Source organism: Polyangium jinanense (genome assembly GCF_028435365.1).
The window spans coordinates 33,986-55,116 of record NZ_JAGTJJ010000041.1 but is presented as its reverse complement, the minus strand read 5'-3'; the positions used below and the strand labels follow the sequence as shown (position 1 = coordinate 55,116).

Genomic DNA, 21,131 nt, shown 5'->3' with positions numbered 1-21,131 from the left:
CGCCCCGCGGTCGCGGCGTAGTTTCTCGCGTTTCACCTGTAAGGTTTTCCGTGGAACATGGGCCCCCCGCGCGATGTGCTAGACAGAGCCCCTCGTCGGATCCGGGGTGAAACCCCGGCGCTACGCACCGGAACACCCTCTCAGGGCTGCCAGCAATCCGCAGGGACCTTGCAGACGTCGGTCGCGCTATCGCAGCTCGCGTGCGCGCGCTCGAACTGCGCCGCTACCTCGGGGTCGTCGGTCTGCGCTCGGCAATCCGAGGGGCGCGGCTCGTCGGCCATGCAGAGCGTGACCACGTCCCCAGGATCGCTGATCTCTCCCTTCCGCTCGACGTTCTGGCACAGGCCGCCGGAGCACACGTACTCGACGTCCGAAAATTGCGGGCACTCGTCGTCCGCGTCGCACGCGACGAACCTGCACATCGACGGATCCGTGAACCACGCGCCGCTGTCCAACCCGACGGCCGAGCAGATCTCGATGAACCTATGCCAGAAATGCGAATAAAAAACCCTGCCGGGGCTCCCGCTGCCGCTGTTGCACGGCACCGGCGGCGGCGCATCGAGGGGCTTTATCGCGCAGCCCTCGTTGTAAGCGCACGTCAACGAGAACGTCGCGCCTGTCGTGTCCCGCAAAACCTCGGGGATGGAGTTCCCGCAGGAGATGTTCAGCGCGGCGGAGAGAGCGACCAGCAGCCACACCCCCCTGGTCAGACCGTATCGAGTCTTGCGCATCGACATGTTGCTGCTCATACGGCACGCGGCCGGATGCTGGGTCAAGTGTGAGCACGAATCCGCCCGCCGCTTGCCGCCTACGCTCCCGCGGTCGCCTCGACGCCCCGTTGGGGCTCGCCTCTCGCGCCCCGCAAGCCTCGCGGCCCTGACTCCCCGTTCCGGTCATTGAGGCTTTCCGATCGCCAGCCCGCAACTCGCACGCTCCACCTGCGATTCTTGGTTTCTACGCGTGCAGGATGAACCATCTCGCGCAGTCGGCGCTCCAATGGGTCGCGCAGCCGCCCAGACGTGGATCCACGCGCGCGCCGACGAACCCCTCGCCGGCCGAGTGTACCAACGGCCCGCGCTCCGACGCCCTCTCCCCTGCCGAGGCAATCACCCACCCACCCTCCGAAGCCCCCATCGGCTCCCCAGGCGCCCACCCGCCCACGCGCCGACATGCCTCTCGCCTGCCGAGGTGCCCGCCCGCCCGCCCTCCGCCTCCTCCTCGGCTCCCGGGTCCCCCACCTGCCCGCCCTCCGACGCCCCTCTCCCCTGCCGAGTTCGTGCTCCCCCTACGCTATCTCACTCTCCAGCCTTTTTCGTATGCCACGATGCCGATGTTCTGGACGGACATTCCCCCCCGTCCCGGGAGGAGACCTCATGGCCGACGATTACATCGACTACATGGAGTGCGCTGAGTATGCCGATCACCTCTACACCGAGGGCCAGAAGCTCGTCGGCGCCTCGCCGCTGGTGGATGTCTCGGCCCTCCTCTCTTACGTGAAAGGCGCAGCGGACGCCGTCAGCGCCGAGCTCTCGAAACAGACGCTCACCACGAGCGCCGCGCGTGGCGGCCGCGCGGACGTCGAGGCGCAGGCAGAAGCCGGGCGCAAGGAGGTCACGCGGTTCTTCAAATACCTCGGCACGCTCGCCGACGACGTCCCCCATGACAAACAGGCCTTCTTCCCGGGAGGCAAACAAGGCGACGTCAAAAAGCTGAAGCCCGCCGACGTGCAAAAGAAGCTCGCGAAGGTGCTCGCCGGCTTCGATGCGAACGCGAACGCGCTTCTCCCGGAAGCGGCCAAGTGGAAGGCACGGCTCGTGAAGGCCGAGGCGGATCTCGGCGCGGCGATCGGGCAAAAGACCTCGACGGTCGGGACGAAGATCATCCACACCGCGGAGCTCGTCGCCGCAAGGCAGGCCTTCCTCAAGGCGTACACGAACGTCGCCAAGCCCCTCGTCCGTGGCCTCCTGGCGAAGCTCGGGCGCGAGGACGAGTTCTCGGTTTACTTCAAGGACACGACGGTGGTGGAGCGGAGGCCCCGGAAGAAGGGAGCCGACGAAACCGTGGCCCCCTCCTGATTCGACTTGACATGAGCGCGGTGGTGTAAAACCGCCGCCACCTTCCCTACTTGCCCGCCTGTTCCTGCACGAACTTCGCGAGCAGCGCCCGGTCCTTCTCGGAGAGCTTCTCCTTGAACGCCGGCATGTGGCCTTCGAGCTTCGGATCCATCGCGCCCTTCGGGTAGGTCGCGCCGCTGCCCGGATCATCGATCTGCGCGAGGATCCACGGCACCGAGGCCCAGCCGCGCAGCTCCGGCGCGAGCGAGTCCTCGTCGTCGGTCTTGCCGTCGAACCTATGGCAGCTCGTGCATCGTTGCCCCACGAGCTTCTCGCCCGGCATGCCCTCGCCCTTCTTCCCTTGCGCTTGCGCCGCGAGGAAGTCCGCGATCGCGTCGAGGTCCGCCGGGTTCATCGCCGTGAACGCCTTCGCCGCCTCCGGATCCGCGGGCGGCTTCGTCATGCTCGGCATCTCGCCCTTGAACGCGGTCTTGCCGAACATCATGTCGTGATCCGGCTCCTCCATCACGCGCTTCGCCCACGCCTTCGTGCCGAAGCCCGAAAGGTCCGGCGCCGTGTCCTTGTCCTTCGGCGGCCCCAGATCGCCCATGCGATGGCAGCTCGCGCAGTGCTGCTCGAACAGCGCCACGCGCCGCGTCTCCGGATGGTTGCGCAGCATCGCGAGCGCGCCCTCCGGCGGCACGCCTTCTTCCGCCAGCTTGCGCGCCTTGTCGCCTTGCGCCCCGGCCTTCACCACGGCCTTCGCGAACTCCGCGTCGGCGGCGTCCGTGCGGATCGACGCGAACGTCAAGACGCCGAGCGCGGCCCCGAACAGACCCACCGGCACGAGCAGCGGCAGCCGCTTCATCACGCCGCGATCGGCCTTCTTGTCGATCAGCGGCAGGACGAACAGATAGCCCGCGACGAGCCCCGGGATCACCACCGTCGCGATCAGCTCGAGCTTGCCCGGGAAGGGCTTTCGCATCTCGTAGAGCGCGAGGAAGTACCACTCGGGCCGCGCCGGATAATCGCTCGTCGGATCCGCCGGCGCGTCGAGCGGCGCGCCGTGCCGCAGATACGTGAGCGCCCCGATCACGCCGAGCACCAGGACCGCCACGATCACGTCGCGCGCCGCCTGCGTCGGGAAGTACCGATCCGACTTCACCGCGTCCGCGGGCGTCGCGAGCGCCGGCCCGTGCTTGCGCGAGAGCCAGAAGTGCGTCGCCGCGATCGAGCCGAGCAGGAACGGCAAGACCACCGTGTGCAGCGTGAACAGACGCGACAGCGTCATGTGCCCCGGCGTGCCTCCGCCGAGGAGGAGCTGCTGGAGCACGCCGCCGACCACGGGCACCGTCCCGATGATCCCCGTCTCGACCCGGAGGCCCCAGAAGCCACGTTGATCCCAGCGCAAGGGATTGCCCGTCAGCGCCGCGACCACGACGAGCCCCACCATCGCGAGCGCGAGCCAGTACGTGATCTCGCGCGGCTTGCGATACGCCCCGCGCACGATCGCGTAGCCCACGTGGATCACCGCGAGCACGATCGCCGCCTGCGCGCCGAACTGGTGCAGCCCGCGCACGACCCAGCCCGCCGGCACCTTCTGCTGCAGGTACGCGACGCTCGCCCACGCCGTCGTCGCGCTCGGCGAATACACGGTCATGAGCAAGATGCCCGTCACCGCTTCGAGCAGGAGCACGATCCCGAGCGCCGCGCCCCACGCGTACGCGAAGCGCGCTCCGCCGGGGACGGTCGCTTCCACGAGCTTCCGGGTGAGCGCCCGGTAGCCCGTCCGTTCGTCGAGCCAATCGCCGAGCTTCACCCGACCTCCTTACGCTCCGCGATCCCCTGGCGGAAGAGCTTGAAGTCCACCTCGACGTGACCGTCCACCACGCGCACGGCGAGCGGATCCATCCCGCGCGGGCTCGGCCCTGCCTCCGCCGCGCCCACGAGCGAGAACCTCGACGTGTGGCACGGGCACGAAAAACTCTTCTTGTCGCCGTTCAGATCGATCGAGCAGCCGAGGTGCGGACAAACCGCGCTGAGCGCCGACACCGCATCGCCCTTCTTCGTCAGCCAGATCGAGCCGAGCTGTTGATCCTTCGTCACGGTGTACGCGTCACGCTCGTCGCCGACGACCACGACGCGCCGCGGCTCGCCCTCGGTCAGATCGGCGAGGCGACAAACGCGCAGAAAGCGCGCCGCGCCCACGCCGCCTTCGGACGACGGGGCCAGCATGGTCACGGCCGGAACGACGATCGCGCCCGCGTACGCCGCGCCGCCCAGCGCGACGAGTACCTTCAACGCGCCGCGACGACCGCCGTCCACGCGCGAAGGTTCCTCGGGACGCTCGGCCCGCGGCGGCTCGACGCCGAGGTCGTTTTGCATTGGCTCCGCCATCTCGTAGGCTCTCCCTCCGCCGCGACCGCGCGCGGCGGCTTGAGGATACCCGAGGGGGAGGTCACTTGACGCAGAACAGGAGCACGTCCCGCGTCGTCTTGCGCAGGCTTTTGCCCCTCGCCCTGCCCATCCTCACGTCCACGGCGTGCCGGACCACGCCCCCCAAAACCCCGACGTGTAACCCTCAAGACCTCTCCGGCTGCATCATCGAAGAGGTCGACGTCCTCGGCAACGACGAGATCCCCGACGCCGCGATCAAGGACAGCATCGCCACCGCGGAGAGCGCGCACCCCCTGGGCGGCGTCCTTCAAGGCATCCCGATCGCCGGCTTGAGCGACGTCCTCGCCGTCGAGTACGAGCGCTTCGACAGGTTCGTCCTCGAACGCGACCTCACCCGCATCGAGCGCTACTACCGCACCCGCGGGTTTTACGAGGCGCACGTCGAGGCCGGCCGGGTCATGCGCCGCAAGTCCGACGGCAAGATCCGCATCGAGATCGTCGTTCACGAGGGCAAACCCGTGAACATCCGGAAGGTCGATCTCGCCTGGGTCGACTGGCGCATGCCCGACGCCGCCGACGTCACGCGCCCCGTCACCGAAGCGAAAAACGAGCTCCCCCTCGGCAAACGTTTCGAGGAGAACAGCTACGAGGCCACGAAAAAGGCCATCACCCGCGTGCTCACCGACCGCGGCTTTCCCTACGCGAACGTCCGGGGCGACGCCAAGGTCGACCTCGTCGCCCACACCGCCGACGTCACGTACCACATCGAGCTCGGCCCCCGCGCCACGTTCGGCGACATCCGCATCGAGGGCCTCGGCGAGCTCCCCGAAAAACCGATCCGCGCCGCCCTCGGCTTCCACAAAGGCGAGCGCTTCTCCACCAAGACCCTCGCCTCCGCCGAACGCGCCCTCGCCGACTTCGGCATCTTCGGCGCCATCGACGTCCGCCCCGAGCTCCCGCCGCCCGACAAACCGCGCACGAGCGTCGTACCCATCACGATCGTCGTTCAGCCCGCCGCGCTCCGCGCCGTCAAGCTCGGCTTCGGCGCCGAGGCCGGCGGGCGCGTCGAGGCGCACGGCGTGGCGAGCTGGGAAGACAGAAACTTCCTCGGCGGCTTGCGCCGCTTCGCCATCGAGGCGCGCCCCGGCCTCGTGTTCTACCCGAACGCCCTCTACAACCTGTTCCTCGCGCGCCCGAGCTACATCCTCCCCGAGATCCGCCTGCGCTTCGAGCTCCGGCAGCCCGGCGTGTTCGAGCCGCGCACGCAGGCCGTCCTCCGCGGCGCGGGCAACGTCTACCGCCCGCTCAACATCATCACGGCGCCCGCCCCGGGCACACCCGAGGCCAAGGAGCCGGCCCTCGGCTACCGCGAAGCCGCCGTCACCCTCGGCCTCGAGCGTCGCTTCTCCGACTTCACCCACTACCTCGGGCAGTTCATCCACGTGCAGTACGACGACCCGTTCCTGTACTGGCACGACGCCGCGCCCGAGGGTTTTACCCGGCTCCTGTTCACGTACCTGGAGACCGTCGGCACGCTCGATTTCCGTCAAAACGACCGCGGCGAGACCGACCGCGTCGCCCCGCGTCGCGGCGTCTACCTGAACCTCAACGCCCAGCTCGCGGGGTATTTCCTGCCCGGCGCCGCCGACGACGTCCGCCTGCGGCCCGAGTTCCGGGCCTACGTGCCCGTCGCCAAGCGCGTCACGCTCGCCTTCCGCCTGGCCGGCGGCTTCCTCATCCCGCGCTCGGACGACTTCAAGCAGACCCTCGAGATCCTCGAACCCAAAGCCCGCGAGCGGAAACGCCCCGACGAGGACGACGACGGCATCGTCGACGGCACGAACGTCTCGCTCGACGACCTCCGCCGCTCCCTGCAGCTCCTGCAATTCCGCGGCTTCTACAGCGGCGGCCCCAACTCGAACCGGGGCTACATCTACAACGGCGTCGGCATGCACGCGAGCGTGCCCCTCCGCGACACCGCGCGCGGAGCCGTGCCGCCGTGGGCGCCGACGGGCGGCCTCACACTCTGGGAGTCCGCGCTCGAGGTGCGCCTCTCCTTCACCGACAACCTCGGCGCGATCCTCTTCCTCGACGCGAGCGACGTCCGTCCGGGCCTCGGGGAGCTCGCGCTCACCCGCCCGCACCTGTCCGCAGGCCTCGGCCTCCGGTACGCGACCCCGGTCGGCCCGGTCCGCGTGGACGTCGGCTACCGCGTCCCGTGCGCCCAGCAGATCGGTATCTGCGACGAGGCCAAGCTCGCCTACGACGTCGGTTTGTTCGGATATACGGGCGGATTCCCGATCGTGACGACGATCGCGATCGGCGAAGCTTTCTGACGGAAGCTGGGTCTCATCGCGAGGCGTCGCGCCGGGGCGCTGCCCCGGACCCCGCGGGGGCTATTCGCCCCTCGACCCGAACCAGGGCAAGCCCTGGACTCGGGGTGGAAGAACTGCGCGATGCGCAGTTCTTCCAACAGGCCGGTGGGACCGCCCCGCCCGTCGAGACGTCAGCGCGGCTGTCTTGGTTGGCGAGAGCGTCGCCCGTCTCGACCGGGCGTTTGCGATGAACTGCGCACCGCGCAGTTCATCGTCCTGGGTCCAGCCCCTGGCTGGTCCGGGTGCAGGGGCGGACAGCCCCTGCTGGGGCCTGGGGCAACGCCCCAGCGCAGCGGCGTGTTGGGGGGGAGGGTTTATCCCTCTTCTTCTTCGACGCTCCACGTGGCGAGCGCCGTGATCCCGATGGCCGTCGCGCATTGCGCGCAGAGCGGCGGCTCTTCGTAGCGGACCTCGTCTCCGCGGGTCCACACGTACAGCCCTCGACCGGCCGGCTCTCCTTCGATGAGCTCGGAGCAGGCGTCGCACCGGAGCTCGTCCGCGTCCTCCGGCGTCACGCGCGCTTTGAGCGCCACGTCGGCCAGCGAATCGATGGCCATGGAAAAAACCATGTTTCGCGGTTGCTCCATTTGCCTCCCTCGGTCCGGCGACCGCCCGAATCTAGCTCAGGCTCTCGTCGGACGCACGTGCTCCGGAACGAGGGGGGGTGGACCAGGCGATTCCTGGTGGGAATTGAGGGAATCGCAGAACTTGCGTGATCAGGCCTCGGCCTGTGCTTCCGTCTCGGGCGCAGCCTTCTTCGACTTTTCCTTCTTCGGCGCGCCTTCGAGGCAGCTCTCCAGCAGGATTTCCGAGACGTCGAGCTGACGCACGCTTTCTTCCTTCCCGTGCGCCTTGAGCCCGTCGGTGATCATCGTCTGGCAGAACGGGCACGCGGTCGCGATCGTCTTCGCCTCCGTCTGCAGGAGCTGGAGCGTGCGCTTCACGTTCACGCGATCCTTGTTTTGCTCCTCCATCCAGAACTGCGCGCCGCCGGCGCCGCAGCACAGGCCCTTGTTGCGGTTCCAGCCCTCCGCCTCGACGAGCTCCACGCCGGGGATGCTCTTCAGGATGTCGCGCGGCTGCTCGTACACGTCGTTGTAGCGGCCGAGGTAGCAGGAGTCGTGGAAGACGACCTTGCCCTTCACCGGGTTCTTCGGCGAGAGCTTCCGCTCCGCCACGAGCCCGAGCAGGAAGTCCGTGTGATGCACGACTTCGAACTTCGCGCCGAAGTCCGGGTATTCGTTCAGGATCGTGTTGAAGCAGTGCGGGCAGGCCGTGATGATCTTCTTCACGCCGCCCTGGTCCTTGTAGCCCTTCAGCGTGGCCACGTTCTGCTCGGCCAGCATCGCGAACAGGTACTCGTTGCCCGCGCGCCGCGCCGGATCGCCCGTGCAGGTCTCCTCCTGCCCGAGGATCGCGAAGTCCACGCCCGCCGCCTTGAGCAGCCGCGCCGTCGCCCGCGCGATCTTCTTCGCCCGGTCGTCATAGCTCGCCGCGCAGCCGACCCAGTAGAGGACCTCGGCCTTCGGATTGTCGGACATCATCGGCACGTCGAGCCCCTCGGCCCAGTTCGCGCGATCCATGCGGGCGAGGTTCCAGGGGTTGCCGTTCACCTCCATCGCCTGGAACGGACCGTTGAGCTGCGCCGGGAACTCGCCCTTCACGAGCACGAGGTGCCGCCGCATCTCCACGATCTTGTCGACGTAGCTGATCATCACGGGACACTGCTCCTCGCAGGCCCGGCACGTCGTGCAGGCCCAGAGCACGTCCGGGTGGATCACGTTCGCCACGAGATCCTTGCTCGCGTCGCCGGCCGCGCCGTTCGCCTGCGCCTGCGCGCCTTCCGGCTCGGAGCGGTAGGGGCCGACCTCGCCGTTGTCGTCGGTCGTCGCCTCGGGCCGCGGCAGCGCGGAGCCCACGCGATCGGCCTCGTGCTTCAGCGCGATGAGCTCGCTGTCGTGGTCGTACAGGTGGTCGCGCAGGTTGAGCGTGAGCTGCTTCGGCGAGAGCAGCTTGCCGGTCTTGTGGGCGGGGCAGTTGTCGGAGCAGCGCCCGCACTCCGTGCACGTGTAGAAGTCGAGGATCGCCTTCCAGGTGAAGTCCTGGATCTTGTTCACGCCGACGGGCTCGGCCTTCGCGGGCTCCTCGGCCATCTTCATGACCATCTCGCCGATCGCCTCCGCGCTCGGCGCCATGAGCGGCAGGCGCCCACGCGGCTCGACGCTGCGGAAGAAGACGTTGAAGACGGCCGTGATGACGTGGAAATGCTTCGAGTACGGAAGGATGTTCAAGAAGATCAGGACGAGCGACGCGTGCGTCCAGAACCCGATCTTGGCGATCACGAGCAGGGTGTCGCGCGGCACGCCGGCGAGCAGGGTCGCGAACAGCGAGCCGGCCGGCGAGGGGAACGGCGCCCACGCGAGCGGCTGCGTCGGCGCGGGCCCGAGCGGGGCCACGACCTTGCGGACGGCTTCGCAGTATTCGGGCTCGAGGTTTCTGCCCGTACAGCCCGCGAGGCCCTTGTGGTGCAGGACCATGCTGGCGCCGTCGTAGAGCATGTCCGCCAGCATCATCGTCATGATGATGCCGAGGATCAGGATCGCCTCGCCCGACTTGGTCATGCGGGGGTCGACCTTGATCACGCGGAAGTACAGGAAGACGAGCGCGCCGACGATGACGAGCGACGCGATGACGTCCTTCAGGAACTCGTAGGCGTGTCCGAGGGGCAGGCCGAGGAAGCCCTCGGGCCCCAGGATGAAGAGGTTGAACGACGGGTCGAAGCCACGCCCCCAGAGGATGATCGACCGGGCCAGGAGCACCACGAAGCCCAGGAAGATGAGCATGTGGGCCGCACCGGCGAGCCGGTAGTAATGCATCTTCTTCTGGGCGAGCGCGTAGATCGCCGTGCCTTTCACGCGCTCGGGGACGTCGTCGAAACGATCCTCCGGCCGCCCGACCTGGAGCAGCGACCACCGCCGGCCTGCGCTGTACGCGAAGGCCCCGGCCAGGCCGAAGATCATGAGAAACATCAGGAGCGGATTCATGGCGCGCGTTCTCCCAGGGAAACGGACCCTGTTGTAGGTGGCCAAATGGCCGCGCGTCAACCCGAGCGATGCCGCGCGTCAAACGAAATGCGGCGCGTGATCGCGCGCCCGCATCAAAGTGTGAACTCGAACGACTTCTCTTCCGTGCCCGCGCCCGGCGCGAGCTCGACGACCATGCTGAACGGCCGCTGCCCCACGCGCGCGCCGAGGCGCACCCGCACCGGCGCGGCCGCGCCGTTGAGCTTGTCGAGGCGGATCACCACGCGATACCGCCCGCGCTTCGGCTCTCCCTCGGACAGGTAGACGTTCTCCACGTTCTGGCCCTGGCACTCGTTCTCGGACTGCGGGCAATCGCGGTCCTTCACGAGGCCCGTCGAGGTCGGCTCCCCGACCCGCGCGAGCTCGCCGCCGACATCGTAGACGTTGAGGTCCACGTCCGCCTCGACGGCCTCCCACGCGATCGCGAACTGCAAGATCCCCGTGTGCAGCCCGCAGCCCTCGTCGATGACGCCGTTGCAGTTGTCGTCGCGGGCGTCGAAGCACGTCTCGATGCCCGTCGGCACGCACGCGGTCTCGAGGACCACGCCCTCGCTCGCCTTCACGTCGACGACCTTGAGCGCGTCCTTCGGCGGCGGCGGGGGCACCTCGATGCACGCCGGCGCCGCGAACAGAAGCGCGAGCGCGGCGAGGCCATGCCGGACGGTCAGAACGTGCCTGCGCATGAGACGCCGAAACCGCCGAGCGGACCGCAGGCGAACGAGCGGATGCCCGCGCCTTTTTGAGCTGTGGGCGGAGCTTCATCCTTGGGCTTCGCGGGCTCTTCCGGCACCGCGAAGATCGTCAGCACGATGCCTCCGGCGCCGAGCACGAGCGCGCTGATGCCGAGGCCCACGCTGAGATCACGCATCGTGTTCGCATCGCGCCCGTCCGCCGCGATGAGATCACGATCGAGCTGACAGAACGAGACGTCCCCGCGGCTGCAGTTCGTCCCGTACATCCGCTCGTGGATCTGGATGTCGCGCGCGACGTTGTTGCGCAGGTGGATCGACGCGAGGCTCGCGCCGAGCGTACCGAGCCCGAGCCCCGCGCCCACGCCCGTCGCCACAAGCCCGATCAGGCGTTGCTGCGGGATCCAGTTCTTCCGCGCGGGCGGAGGCGGCGGCGGAGGAGGTGGCGGCGGCGGCGCCTCTTTTTTGAGCTCCTTCGGATCGATCGAGAGCTCGAGGGGTTTGCCGCCTTCGAGCTCGATCTCCTGCACCTCGTCCTCGTGATCCGGCGCGCTCACGACGATCTTGTGCTTGCCGGGCGAGAGCCACACAGGCTTTGCGAGCGGCAGATTCGCGGCCGGCTGATCGTCGACCACGAGCTTCGCGCCGGGCACCTTCGACGTCACGTTGAGCACGCCGATGTGCGCCATCGCCTTCGCGAGCTGCTCCTTGACGTCGGTCTTGTCCTCGTCGGACAGGGGCGCGACGTCCGAGACGAGCGCGGCTTCCATGGCCTCGGCCGCGGGCATCCATTTCTCGAGCGCGAGCAGCGAGTAGCCGATCATGCGGACGATCTGCGCGCTCGGATAAAGCGCCTTCGCCTGCTCGAAGAGGTTCAGCGCCTTGTCGAACTGGCCCGCGCGATACGCGGCGAGCCCCTCCGACGCGGCCTGGCGCGCGAGCTGGATCTGGGCCTGCGACGTCTGCGCATCGGCCGCCCGCGAGAGCGAGGGCGCGGCGAGACCAACGAAGGCGACGAAGGCAAAGGCGAGTGAACGCCGGCAGAGCTCGTTCATCAGAACTTGATGTTACCGACCTTCGGCGCGACGGTACTAGAAGCCTTCGGTTTTACGGTGCCCGTCTTCGTCGTCGCCGTGGTGGCGGCCACCGCGCCGGCCGTGGACTTGGTCGTCGCCGTCGTCGTGGGCGCGGCCGTGGCCGCGGCCGAGGGTTCGGCCGTGGTCGCGGGTTCGATCTCCAGATCGTCGGGCTCGGCCGTCGGCGCAGGCTCGGCCGTTGGCGCGGCTGTGGCCGCTGGCTCGGTCGTGGGCGTGGGCGTGGGCGCGGGAGGCGGCGCGACCGGCGGCGGCGCGGGTTCAGCCGTTGGTGCCGCGGTCTGCGCCGCGGTCGCCTGCACGGCGGGAGCCGGGTTCTGCGCGCCTTTGCCGTTCAGCAAGAGGAAGAGCCCAACCGCGCCTGCGACGCCGAACGCGAGGAAGGCGCCCGCGACGATGGCGCCGAGCTTCGGCTTCGCGACCGGCGTCGCGGGGGCCTGCGTCGAGTAGAGCGGCGCGCCCGTCGTCCCCGGCGGGATCGTCATGCGCGGGATCGGCGCGCCCGACTGCGACATGCCCATCGCCGCGAGCTGCGCGGCCGTGGCGCCCGCGTGCGAGATCGCCGCGGGGTTCACGCCGGGCGGCAGCGGCATGCCCGCTTGCGAGAGACCGGCGGCCGGAATGCTCGTCCCCGGGATGGGCATGCCCGGCGGGATCGAGCCTCCCGCCACGCTCATGCCGTACATCGGCACGCCTTGCAGCGCTTGACGCACCTGCGCCGAGGCGGAGAGGTCCGCCGGGTTCGGCATGTCGAGGTTCGTCGGCTGCGCCGCGTAGTTCACCTGCAGCGCTTGCGCGAGCGCCAGGATCTGCTCGGTCGCGTTCGAATACCGCTGCTCGGCCTCACGCGCGCAGGCTCGGGAAAACCACGCGTCGAAGCGTGGCCCGAGGTGCGGCGACATCGTGCTCGGCGGGACCATCGGCTCGTAAAGGATCTGCCCGATGAGCGCGGCCATGCCCTCGGCGGACCAGTAGTTTTTCCCGGTGAGCAGGCGATACGCGATGAGCCCGAGCGCCCAGAGATCCGCGGCGGGGCCGACCTTCGAGGCGTGCCCGCGGGCCTGCTCGGGCGACATGTACCAGGGCGTGCCGAAGATCGCGCCGTCCTGCGTGAGCTCTTTCGCGTCGCTCTGATCGACGAGCTTCGCGATGCCGAAGTCGAGGATCTTCACGAGCGGCGTGCCGTCCTCGCGTTGCGTGACGATGAGGTTCGCCGGCTTGAGATCGCGGTGCACGATGCCGAGCGCGTGCGCCTTGTCGAGGACGCGCGCGACCTGCTTCAGGTACACGACGACCTCGCCCGCGGGCAGCGCGCCGCGTTGCTTGAGCTCCGAGCCGAGATCGCGGCCCTTGAGGAGCTCCATCACGATGAACGGCACGCCGCCGATCTCGGGCGCGACATCGGCGTCGATCACGCGCACGACGTGCTCGCTGCCGATGCTGACGGGCGCGCGCGCCTCGGTGCGGAAGCGCTCGACGGCGCCGGGGTTGTTCGCGACCGACGGATGCAGGAGCTTGAGCGCGCAGATCTCGCCCGTGTTGAGGTGACGAACCGCGTACACCGCGCCCATGCCGCCGCGACCGATGAGCTTCTCGATGCGATAGCGGCTCTGGATCACGAGGCCGGGCTGGAGATCACCTTGCTGCGGGTTCACCGCTTCGCCGACGCCTTCGGGCACGGCCGGCGCACCGGCGGCGGGACGCGGCGCGGGCGCACCGGCGGCAGGGCGCGGTTGCGGAGGCGCGGCGGGCGCGGCCGCGTCGATGGGGCTCGGGAACGGCACCGTCGCGACGGCGGAGGGCATGGGCGCGTCTGCGAACACGGGCGGCGACGGCGCGGGGTTTGCCGCGGGGCCGGGGTGCACGGGCATCGGCACCGTTCCGGCGGCCGGCCTGGGAGGCGGCGCGGAAGGGCGCGCGATCGCGCCGGGCGCAGGGGGAGCCGCGCGAGGCGGCGCAGGCGGTTTCGGCGGCGCAGGCGGAGCAGGCACGAGGACTCCCGGACGATCGAAAGCAGCCGACAATCGTCGTTCCGGAGAGGCTATCGACTTTCGCCGGAAGGGGCAAGCGAGGCGGAAATTTCCCGCGCGTCAGCCCGCCGCTTCTTCGAACCCGAGCGCGTCCTCTCCGAGTGAAATCCCGTTCGCGAGGAGGATCTCGGCGGCGTGGTCGATCGTGAGGATCATCGCGCGGGCCTGGAGCGCGCGTTGCTCGTCCTCGGAGAGATCGCCGGGCCGGCCCGAGGTCGCATGCTGGAGGAGGATCGCGCCGGTGACGCTCACGTTGAGGCTCTCGACGAAGCCACGCATGGGGACGCGGACGCTGCGCTTGCAGGCGGCGACGAGCTCCTGGTGGATGCCGTCGCGCTCGTTGCCGAGCACGAGGCAGACCTTCGGGATCGAACGAAGATCCTCGGGCGCGAGCTCACCTTGCGGATGCGTCGCGACGAGCTCGTGGCCGGAGACGGCGAGGACGTCGAGCGCCGCTTGGCTCGTCGGGTACGTGCGGACGTGGACCCACTGCTCGGAGCCACGCGCGACCTGGCGGGCCGCGAGGAACGAGATGCCGCCGCGCTCGACGACGTGGAGGCGCTGGACGCCGAACGCGTCACAGGACCGGAGGACGGCGGCGCCGTTGTGCGGGTCGTACGGCGCGTCCATCAGGACGGTGACGGAGCCGAGGCGCGAGGAGAAGACCGCGTCGAAGCGGGCCTGTCGTTCGGGCGTGAGGAAGGGGCCGAGCACGCGGACGATCGCGGCGTGATCGAGGCCGGCGAGCCGGGCGAGGAGCCGCTTCTGCGCGAGCTCGACCTGGATGGCATGAGGGGTCCTGCGACGCATCGCGGGGCGGGGATAGCACGGGGGACGAGGAGGCGGAAACGGGAGCGGGAGCGGGAGCGGAAGCGGGAGCGGGAGCGGGAGCGGAAGCGGGAGCGGGAGCGGAAGCGGAAGCGGAAGCGGGAGCGGGAGCGGGAGCGGGAGCGGGAGCGGGAGCGGGAGCGGGAGCGGGAGCGGGAGCGGGAGCGGAAGCGGAAGCGGAAGCGGGAGCGGAAGCGGGAGCGAGGGCGACGGGGACGCAGGGGAGCCCGCTCGGGGACGGCGAGCTTACCGTCGTGCTCGGTCTCTGCAAGACCAGGCCGTGCTCGCCATCCTCGCCACGCTTCGCGTGGCTGCGGGTGGCTCCGCGCGGTGCTTCGCAGTCTTGCAGAGACCTGCGCGCGACGGTGCGGGACCAGGGTCCCGGCGAACGGGTCGTCGGGAAGGAGGTTTCGTCGTGTTGCGAATCTACGAGGTCGTCTTGGCCATGGCCGGGGACGCGGCCGGTATTGCGGAGCAGATCGAACGGAGGGACTCGGACCTGGCTCGGCAACTGCGCAGGGCCATGCATAGCGTCGCCTTGAATCTCGCCGAGGGAATGGGCAATCACGCCGGTACGAAGCGGCAGCGCTACGCCTCCGCCCTCGGCTCGGCACGGGAGGTGCTGGCATGCGTCCAAGTCGCCCAGGCCATGCGTTATATCGGTAGCGTCGATGGACGCGCGCTCGACCGAATGGACCACGTCATCGCCACCCTCGGCCGCCTCGTCTACCGCCGCGCATCGTGAAACGAAGGGCGGGCCGTCCTCTCCACGGGCGGCCCGCCCGTTCCGCCGGGATCACAGCCCCCATTGCGGTGCTCCTCGTCCTATTCCCTATGGATCGCAGGTTCTCCCCCGACGAACCAATCTCCACCTTTCGTGATTGCCTTCCCCCACGATTCATGAGACAAAAGCAAGCGACGCCAGCCGGTGCAGGAACACCGACCGGCGTCTGACCCGCAAACCCCAACTCGACTGGAGTTCACAAGCTGTGACCAATCTAGAGGTCTGCCCTGAATCCGCCAAGAAACCGGTAACCTTTCCCTCCCCGGAGGCATCCTTCGCGCAGTTTTACCGCGAATGCTGGGGCTTCGTTCGTTCCGTCCTCCTCAAGCGTGGCGTCCCGGAGCGGGAAGCGGACGACCTCACGCAGGAGGTCTTCGTGGTCGCGTGGCGACGGCGTGACTCCATGGTTTGGGACAGGCAGGCGCGAGCGTGGCTCTACACGGTCGCCGGTTATATCGCCGCGAACCATTGCAAGCTCGCGCGGCACCGGACGGAGGCGTTCGTCGCCGAGCTGCCCGAGCCCGCGGTCCATCCGCAGGTGACGCAGGCCATGGACGCGACCCGCCTCCTCTGGAGGGCCCTCCCAAAGCTCGGGGCAAAGCTCGCCCCCGTGCTCGTCGCTTACGAAATCGAAGGCCGCTCGATGCCGGAGATTGCCCGCACGCTCGGGATCCGGCTGAAGACCGCCTACGCCCGCCTGCAACTGGCCCGGAACCGCCTCGCGCACTGCGCCCCCGTCTGACGCTCCCGCTCCCGCTCCCGCTCCCGCTCCCGCTCCCGCTCCCGCTCCCGCTCCCGCTCCCGCTCCCGCTCCCGCTTCCGCTCCCGCTCCCGCTCCTGCTTCCTCTCCCACTCCCCTCCCTACGTACGAATCCCGAGCAATCGCAGCGCATCCGACCAGAGTTGCCAGAGCGTCCGGAAGGGATGCGTCGCGAGGAGGACGCCTCCATTCGGGAGCCTGCGAACGTGGTAGGGGGCGTGCTGCTCGATGAAGCGCTCGTGTCTCTCGGTGACAGTGATCTCCCGCGTGGGCGCCCCCTCCGTCCTCGCATGGATCGCCTTCCGGGCGAGCGGCTCGGCCGCGCGCCATTCGTCGTCGCGCAAGGCTGCCGCCGACGCTTCGAGGGCCTCGAGCAGCGCACTCGGCGGCGTCGCAATGGCCCGCAAGACCTGCTCGCGGGTCAGCATCTCGTCACCGGGTCCGATGGGTCGCGCACCCTTGCGTGCCAGCGGGGAGAAGTGGCGTCGCCTGGGGTCGTCCAAGCTCGCTTCATCATCATCCTTGCCGTGCATCCGCACGCCGTCGACCAAGGTCGCGACCCCGATGCGCGCGCCTTCGGGGGCGGTTTCGACGCGCGCGGCGAGCTCGTCGAGGGAGAGCTCCGCGATATACCCAATCTTGTACCCGTCGTGGACGTGAACCCATGAGAGGGCGAGGTCGCGCGCGACGCCTGCGGCATTGGCGTGGTACGTCGCGTTGCTCTCCAACGGCGCCCGCCACGGCCACCAATCGCAGCACGCGCCGAACGTCACGAGCCCTGCGTCCGGCGCGCAGAGGCCGAGGAGAAGATCCTCCACGTCGCCTTCCGTGTCGATCGCCATGGCCGCCGCCTCGACCGACGCGGAATGCGGCCCCATTCCGAGGCGGTGGGGCTCGCGACGCAGAAAGAATTCATCGCGATCATCCCCCCATATGCTCATCGGGATGTGGTACACGGAGCCCTTATACGCCTCCCCGCGAACGTCGACGCTCAGGTTGCAGGTCCACCGCCCTACACGGAACGGCCTGCCGACATAAAACGACGCCTGCGCCATGTCTTTGCTGAGGTGGGCCCGCACGAGCCTCCGCGCCTCCTCGAGCGAAATATACTCGTGTGTCTCATCGACACCGCGCGCCTCCAGATACACCGCGAGTGCATCGCCACCGAGCGCGGCTAGGGCCGCCACGAAGGCGTCGACCCTGGCCGTTTGGTCGCACCACGCAAAGAAGTGCGGGCCGTCGCAGCTCATAGCTGGATCACCCGGATGATTTGGCCTTCGATGAGCTTCGGCTTGCCGGCCGCGTCGTCCAAGTAGCTCACGAGGACGTCATCGACGACCCCATAATTCGGATTGCTCATCTTCGCCCCCTTCTTCATGATGAGCTCGAGGTGCGTGACACTGCCGTCGAGGTTCAGCTCCTTCAGCTTCTTCATGGCGTTCGCCAGTTGACTGACCACCTCGTGGCCCTTCACGCCGCCGCCCTTCGCCTCGCTCACCACCAGCAGGTTCTCCTTCGTCACCGTGAGGAAGTCCGGTGCTTGGGCGACACCTTCGGGGACGCCGTTTCCTCCCTTCGGGATCCCGATCGCCGACCGCACCCCGTCATCGCCCACGCCAATCATCCCCCGTCCCTCGCTCTTCATCAAGTAGAGCCCCGCCATCTTCTCGAAGTCATCCATCGGCTGCTTCGTCACCGCATGGCGCAGACCCTTCCACACGTCGATCTTACTCGCCCGCAACGCCTGGGTAAACTCCTCCCCGAGGTTCAGCACGCCAGCCGCGACAATCTTCGCCCCCGGCTTGACCCCGGCCGCCTTGATCCCGGCCCAAGCCTTCATGATCTGCCCGAACCCGAAGCCCACCGCCGAGCCGACCCGCTCCTCCGTGGACAGATCCTTCCCCCCGGGCAAACACAAGAGCTTCCCCGTCACCGCCTCGCACAAATCGAGCGCCGGCCCTGCATACGGCACGAACCCGATCGCAATGCGGGACGACGCATGCACCAGCGTCTGCATCACCTCCGCATAAGCTGCGGCCCCTTCCCCGACGAACGACATCGCCCCCGCGAACGCCCGCACCGTCTCGATGAAGGAACCCTGCTCCGGCCCGAGCGCGATCGCCTCCCACACATTGAGGCTCTCCTTCATCTGCTCCGCCATCTCGGCGAAAGCATTCTTCAGAACGCCATCCACCTGCGCTCGGACATCCGCGGGGATCGGCGAATCCAGAAACCAATCCGACGCATCCATGTACTGCCGCACGAAACCCGTGACGCGAATCTGCGCCTGCAAGAACGCGCTCGTCTCCGCCTGCGAAACACTCACCCGCGCGGCCAGCGCCTTCTCGATCGCCGCCGTATTCGATCGCCACGCCCGCACGTTCGTCACGAAGTCCCCGCGCAGGATCACCTTCCCGCCCTGCACATCCTGCGACAGCGCTTCAATCACGGCGTCCGCATACCCCGCATAAGGATCCTTCCCCGGCTCGAACGCCCCCGCTGCGCCCGAGACGTCGGGCACCTCGACCCACGGCACCTCCGACGACGTCAGCGAATACTCGAACGGATCATCCGGCGAAAACCCGGCCGCCCGCGCCTCCCCCGTCACGAGGTCCGCCACCGCATCCGCCTGCGCGCCGAAATGTTCGAGCAGGCTCGCGAGCTCGTCCTTCAAATCCTGCACGCTCTTCTTCAGGTCCGCGAGAAGCTGCTCCAGCGCGGCCCGCGTGGCCTCGTCGACCACGTCTCCGTAGCGCTCCAAAATCGCGTCGAGGTCGATCTCGCTGATCTCGTCGAGCGGCCGGGACACGAGATCATGCAGCTCCGTATCGAGCTGCTGGAGCAGGTCGAGCCGTTCCGCGAGGTTCGCGGCCTTCGCCGCGTTCTCGATGAGCCACTTTCGCTCGGCCGCGATCTCGACCTCCAGGTTCGCGACGTCCCGCGCGAGCGGCGGATTGATCTCCGAAAGCGAGAGCCCGACCTGCGTACTGCCGCTGAAGGCCGTCCCGTCACGCCGGACGTTGAAGAGCGGCTTTTGGATCCCGAGCGGGATCGAGACGAGGGTCACGAAATTCTGCTGGTGAACGCAGGTATCGTTGCCCATGGCGTTCTGGACGCCGAAGGTGAATTCGTTCGTGCCCATGCGGAGGAGCACAGAGTCGAACGGAGCCTCCGCCACGTTGCTCTTCGGGCCGTTCGGGATCGACACGTAGGCGCCCGGGACCTCGAAGGTCGCGAGCGGCATCCGGTTCGCGTGGAAATATGCACCGCCGGGGGCGTTGAGCCGGGCATCCTCGCAAGAGTTGCTCTCCTGGAGCATCTCCCAGTGCACGCTGTACGGCGTGCCTGCCCGCGCATGCGCAGGCACGAGAAGCGCGAACACCACGATCCAGCAAACAAGCAAGCGACTCATGTCCCCTCCGCGCCGCGCAATGCGGCATCATGCAAAACGGCAGCCCCTTTCACATCCCCCGCGGCGAGCTTCGCCGCCGCCGCGTCGAGCAGCGTGCCGCCCACGCCTTGCGCCTTCATCGTCGAAAGCCCCGTCTGGACGAGCCCCGGCAACGTCGTCGCGCGGTACGTCGCCGCCGCCTTGAAATGCGGGCGCATCGCCGCGCAGCCGGCCTCACGCCACGATGACGAGGGCAACTCGCAGAGCGGGCGCATCTGCAAGAAGGCCGTGACCTCGTCGTATCGCTTCGCGAGGTACGGGAGCGATAGCTTCACGCCTAGGGGCGGCGCCTTCTCGAACGCGAGCACCTGCGCCTCCGCGCTCTCGTGAAACGTCGCCTCCGCCTTCGCGATCTTCGCCTCCGCCACCGTGTCCCGCACGGCTTGGCTCTCGTCGAGCAATTGCAGCGCTTGCCTGCGCATGGCGATCCCGAAGAGGAGCGCCATGGCTGCCCGATCGCTTCGGCGAATGCGCAGCTCGACGTACCCGAGCATCGCATTCATCGAGCGCTGCGCCCCGGAGGTCATGTCCGGATTCGCCGCGCCATGCGTGGTCATGAAGTCCGCATGCGGAGCAAGCGCCTCCTGCGACGTGACCTCGAATTGGGTGACCTCCGCCGAGAGCTTCATCGCCCGCAGCACCATCTCTTGCGGCGCCGCGCTCGCGTCATGCGCCGCTTCGAGGATCGCCGTCTCGATCGCGTCGAGCTCGGTCACGGTCGCCGTCGACGCCTTCGCCGCGAGCTTCGTGTACGTATCCATCTCCCCGGACTCCGTCTTCCGATACACCGCGAAGTCCGCCGCGAGATCCGCATAGGCTACCGAGAGCGGCCCGACATCGAGCGTCACCTGATCGAGCACCCCCTGCACGGCGCTCATGGAAAGCTTATCCGCGGCGATCTCCGCGACGAGCGGGTCCTTCTCGGCTGCGCCCTTCGACGCGAGGGCCTCCTTGAACCTCCCCACGGCGTCGATCGGCTCTTCCGCGAGGATTTCATTTTGCCGGATGCGCGCCGACCCGAGCGCATTCCTCAGCGGCCCCGGCGCCATGCTCGCTTTGTAGGACTCCGCGCACCGCTCCTCGGCGCGCACATACCCGAGGGCCTGATCGATATCCCCGAGCCACCGATCCATATCGCGCGGGCTCGTCACCAGCGTGTCGAGCGTCATCCCCTCCGGACGCCTGGCCCACATCTGGATGGGCCGGGATCCACGCGCCGCCGCTTGGTTCCACGCGCTCGCGGGCCCCTCGCCCGACGAGACGCAATACTCGCCGCCTTCCGCCGGCGCCGCGCAAATGCGGCCCTGTCCTTCGTCCTCCCCGAACGACCACAAACACCCAGGCAACACGACGCCCGGCGCCGCGACGACGAGCGCCGCGACGAGAAAATCCCCTCGCCTCATCTGGAAACCCCTCCTGCGATGAGCTGTGGCCTATCTATCAGCGGGACGAACGGGTCGGGCAAGACAAATCGCGGGTGCTCGGACGTTGTCTGTCCGGGGTCGAGCCTCGTGCCGCATGCCCCGGCCCCTACCTCCTCCCAGGTCGGACCCCCTCTGCCGACCCTCGCCCCCACCCCGTCCCCC

At 68.6% G+C, this 21,131-nt stretch carries 16 protein-coding genes; 4 read left to right on the top strand and 12 right to left on the bottom strand.

Annotation, left to right across the window (positions count from 1 at the left end; translation table 11 throughout):
• Positions 1–140 precede the first annotated feature (140 nt).
• Positions 141–737: a hypothetical protein gene (locus tag KEG57_RS39460; RefSeq protein ID WP_272425802.1), complete on the bottom strand. Its 597-nt coding sequence runs from the start codon at positions 735–737 to the stop codon at positions 141–143.
• A 636-nt stretch (positions 738–1,373) separates the two neighbouring features.
• On the opposite strand from KEG57_RS39460, the gene KEG57_RS39455 reads away from it, so the two are divergent.
• Positions 1,374–2,075: a hypothetical protein gene (locus KEG57_RS39455; protein WP_272425801.1), complete on the top strand. Its 702-nt coding sequence runs from the start codon at positions 1,374–1,376 to the stop codon at positions 2,073–2,075.
• A 46-nt stretch (positions 2,076–2,121) separates the two neighbouring features.
• Here KEG57_RS39455 and KEG57_RS39450 read toward each other — a convergent pair whose 3' ends face one another.
• Positions 2,122–3,873: a cytochrome b N-terminal domain-containing protein gene (locus KEG57_RS39450; protein ID WP_272425800.1), complete on the bottom strand. Its 1,752-nt coding sequence runs from the start codon at positions 3,871–3,873 to the stop codon at positions 2,122–2,124.
• On the bottom strand, positions 3,870–4,439 hold the full coding sequence (locus tag KEG57_RS39445) for a QcrA and Rieske domain-containing protein (RefSeq protein WP_272459471.1): 570 nt from the start codon (positions 4,437–4,439) through the stop codon (positions 3,870–3,872). Before KEG57_RS39445 ends, KEG57_RS39450 begins: the two co-directional genes overlap by 4 nt.
• A 77-nt stretch (positions 4,440–4,516) precedes the next feature.
• On the opposite strand from KEG57_RS39445, the gene KEG57_RS39440 reads away from it, so the two are divergent.
• On the top strand, positions 4,517–6,787 hold the full coding sequence (locus tag KEG57_RS39440; protein WP_272459470.1) for an autotransporter assembly complex protein TamA: 2,271 nt from the start codon (positions 4,517–4,519) through the stop codon (positions 6,785–6,787).
• A 353-nt stretch (positions 6,788–7,140) separates the two neighbouring features.
• On the opposite strand, the gene KEG57_RS39435 is transcribed toward KEG57_RS39440, so the two are convergent.
• The 6 genes from KEG57_RS39435 to KEG57_RS39410 form a co-directional block, all read right to left on the bottom strand.
• Entirely contained in the window at positions 7,141–7,383 is a 243-nt protein-coding gene (locus KEG57_RS39435) for a hypothetical protein (RefSeq protein ID WP_272459469.1), read from the bottom strand.
• Between the two features lie 159 nt (positions 7,384–7,542).
• Positions 7,543–9,870 (bottom strand): (Fe-S)-binding protein, encoded by a 2,328-nt coding sequence (locus KEG57_RS39430; RefSeq protein WP_272459468.1) that lies wholly within the window; start codon positions 9,868–9,870, stop codon positions 7,543–7,545.
• A 113-nt stretch (positions 9,871–9,983) separates the two neighbouring features.
• Positions 9,984–10,592, bottom strand: coding sequence for a hypothetical protein (locus KEG57_RS39425; protein WP_272459467.1), 609 nt, complete (start codon positions 10,590–10,592; stop codon positions 9,984–9,986).
• Complete coding sequence (locus KEG57_RS39420; RefSeq protein ID WP_272459466.1) at positions 10,574–11,653, bottom strand: PEGA domain-containing protein; 1,080 nt, start codon at positions 11,651–11,653, stop codon at positions 10,574–10,576. Before KEG57_RS39420 ends, KEG57_RS39425 begins: the two co-directional genes overlap by 19 nt.
• Positions 11,653–13,683 (bottom strand): serine/threonine protein kinase, encoded by a 2,031-nt coding sequence (locus KEG57_RS39415; protein ID WP_272459465.1) that lies wholly within the window; start codon positions 13,681–13,683, stop codon positions 11,653–11,655. Before KEG57_RS39415 ends, KEG57_RS39420 begins: the two co-directional genes overlap by 1 nt.
• 99 nt (positions 13,684–13,782) lie before the next feature.
• Positions 13,783–14,532: a TrmH family RNA methyltransferase gene (locus KEG57_RS39410; protein WP_272459464.1), complete on the bottom strand. Its 750-nt coding sequence runs from the start codon at positions 14,530–14,532 to the stop codon at positions 13,783–13,785.
• Positions 14,533–14,965: 433 nt separating this feature from the next.
• Between KEG57_RS39410 and KEG57_RS39405 the strand changes: the two genes are divergently transcribed.
• Entirely contained in the window at positions 14,966–15,295 is a 330-nt protein-coding gene (locus KEG57_RS39405; RefSeq protein WP_272425791.1) for a four helix bundle protein, read from the top strand.
• A gap of 244 nt (positions 15,296–15,539) precedes the next feature.
• Positions 15,540–16,076, top strand: a complete 537-nt coding sequence (locus KEG57_RS39400) for an RNA polymerase sigma factor (RefSeq protein WP_272425790.1) — start codon at positions 15,540–15,542, stop codon at positions 16,074–16,076.
• Between the two features lie 119 nt (positions 16,077–16,195).
• On the opposite strand, the gene KEG57_RS39395 is transcribed toward KEG57_RS39400, so the two are convergent.
• The 3 genes from KEG57_RS39395 to KEG57_RS39385 are packed head-to-tail and all read right to left on the bottom strand — an operon-like array spanning position 16,196 to position 20,948.
• Entirely contained in the window at positions 16,196–17,281 is a 1,086-nt protein-coding gene (locus tag KEG57_RS39395) for a hypothetical protein (protein WP_272425789.1), read from the bottom strand.
• Between the two features lie 59 nt (positions 17,282–17,340).
• The gene (locus KEG57_RS39390) at positions 17,341–19,506 is read right to left on the bottom strand and encodes a hypothetical protein (protein ID WP_272425788.1); all 2,166 of its coding nucleotides are present in this window, start codon (positions 19,504–19,506) and stop codon (positions 17,341–17,343) included.
• Positions 19,503–20,948 carry a hypothetical protein gene (locus KEG57_RS39385; RefSeq protein ID WP_272425787.1) on the bottom strand — a complete coding sequence of 482 codons (1,446 nt, stop codon included), beginning with the start codon at positions 20,946–20,948 and terminating at the stop codon, positions 19,503–19,505. Before KEG57_RS39385 ends, KEG57_RS39390 begins: the two co-directional genes overlap by 4 nt.
• Between the last annotated feature and the right edge of the window lie 183 nt (positions 20,949–21,131).